The sequence below is a fragment of the Candidatus Magnetobacterium casense genome, from assembly GCF_019173545.1.
GTDB classification, from domain to species: domain Bacteria; phylum Nitrospirota; class Thermodesulfovibrionia; order Thermodesulfovibrionales; family Magnetobacteriaceae; genus Magnetobacterium; species Magnetobacterium cryptolimnobacter.
In genome coordinates this window covers 1-1,690 of the sequence record NZ_JABXWD010000583.1, presented here as the reverse complement: position 1 = coordinate 1,690, position 1,690 = coordinate 1, and the positions used below count along the sequence as shown (strand labels likewise).

Here is a 1,690-nt window from a genome sequence, read left to right as displayed (position 1 = left end):
TGCGCGCAATTGGGTGGATAGATGAGGATCCGCCTGAAAGTCTTCTGCCGCCATTGGAGGGGAACGAAGATGACGCGAGCGTTACGCGCGCATTCTTTGTGGATAACGATGTATTCAAGATAATGACAGGTGAGGGTTGGGCGCGTGTACGTGTTAAGGATGATAAACCTGCTCGATTCAAGGAAGGGTCTATGTTTCGAGTCACGCCGGCGCCTGGAGATGGTGAGCCTTTTATTTGTAAACTAGTAAAATTTGGACCGATTCATTCTGCTATGGAGTTTGAGGATATAGTGTGCACCTGCAAGCATTTCTTTTTGGTTCGTGGAAACGAGCCGATCAATCGTCAGATCGTGCATTCAACTTTAGATTCCCTTGAAGGTGCGCAGATTACACATCTTCTTGGTGGCATCTCAAATTGGGAGCATCTGGCTTAGTTTGAATCGGGGCGTAGCTCAGTTTGGCAGAGCGCTTGCTTTGGGAGCAAGAGGGCGGAGGTTCAACTCCTCTCGCCCCGAGATTAAAAAAGGAGAATGAGAAATGACGGGATCTGAGACGGATAAGTGTGCTGTTCACTACGGTAAACAGATTAAGAAGCTTTACGATGCGCTTAAGGCGTCGTTAGAGCTTCAGCTCCATTATGCGAAGTTGCTCAATGAGTATGATGGTGGTAAAAGGCGTCTTGATGTGTTTAAATCTCCAGAAGCTTGGATGAAACGGCTGGAACGGGTCAAGAAAAACGCGGACCGCAAGAGAAAAAAGTTGATTCACCAAATGCTAGACAACCAGGCGAAGTTAGTTAAAAAGATGAAAGCGGCGGAGAAGGTGAATCGCAAGAAAGTAAAGTTGATACCTGTTGATTATCAGCGGTGTCAAACTCTCGTACCCAATGGTAATAACTTTATGACGTTTGGAGGTGTACCGGGGCTCGTGCGTTGTGAGAATGCTGCTGTATATGTTGCTACGGAGCGAGAACCAGGTCCAGAAGGTCTTAAAGGAGCAATGTCTGTGTGTGAACGATGCAGGATGAAGCTGATCGAAATCAAGGGTGCGGACTACGCTACTTTCGTGAAAATTGAAGATAAAAAAGGAAGGAGAAAGTAATGGTTTCTGATTTAAAAATCTCGTACTCCTGTAACATGTCGTCACTTCCTGCGATTGAGTCAGCGGAGGCGAGTCCGGGCAAGTCTAAGTTGCAGACGATGCCTGATGGCAAAATGATTTTTGATGCACTCAATACGGATCGGATTAGATTACTCGACACAATTCGCGATTTGAATGTGATAAAAAATCGGGTGGAAAATGGGCTTGCTTTGCTCGTTTCGCAATTTCAGGTTGGTGATATCATTACGTGGAATACACGCAAACGCTCTCAAAAGGGACGAGTTGTTAAGATTGTAGTCTCGAAGTTTTCGATGGGTGGTGTTGAGGCGGCTTTCGAGGTCGCTCGCATCTTAAAGGACGGGAGTGAGCATAAAGAGAGTTGTGTGGTTGAGAATTGGCAAAATCCAATGTTGGTTACCGCTCGCGCGGTTGCTCGTGCACTTGCTACGGCTGAACGTGTCTTGACGCCCGAGGTTAACAAGGCTGTAGCTGAGTTACATACTCACGATGATGCCGTACGTGAGGTTGTGTGCGCTCCTTCGTCTTTGATTGATCTGCTTGACGATGCTCCTGTGAGTGAGCCTGTTGA

Annotated in this window: 3 protein-coding genes and 1 tRNA gene; all 4 read left to right on the top strand. The window is 46.9% G+C overall.

Going from position 1 to position 1,690, the window contains the following annotated elements; genetic code table 11:
• Window positions 1-434 (top strand): hypothetical protein (locus HWQ67_RS17815; protein WP_218254040.1); only part of this gene is annotated, 434 nt, incomplete at its 5' end.
• Window positions 435-441: 7 nt separating this feature from the next.
• Window positions 442-515 (top strand) — tRNA-Pro (locus tag HWQ67_RS17810).
• A 22-nt stretch (window positions 516-537) separates the two neighbouring features.
• Window positions 538-1,101 carry a hypothetical protein gene (locus HWQ67_RS17805; protein ID WP_218254039.1) on the top strand — a complete coding sequence of 188 codons (564 nt, stop codon included), beginning with the start codon at window positions 538-540 and terminating at the stop codon, window positions 1,099-1,101.
• On the top strand, window positions 1,101-1,690 hold a 590-nt coding region (locus HWQ67_RS17800; protein ID WP_218254038.1), incomplete at its 3' end, for a hypothetical protein. The genes HWQ67_RS17805 and HWQ67_RS17800, both read left to right, overlap by 1 nt.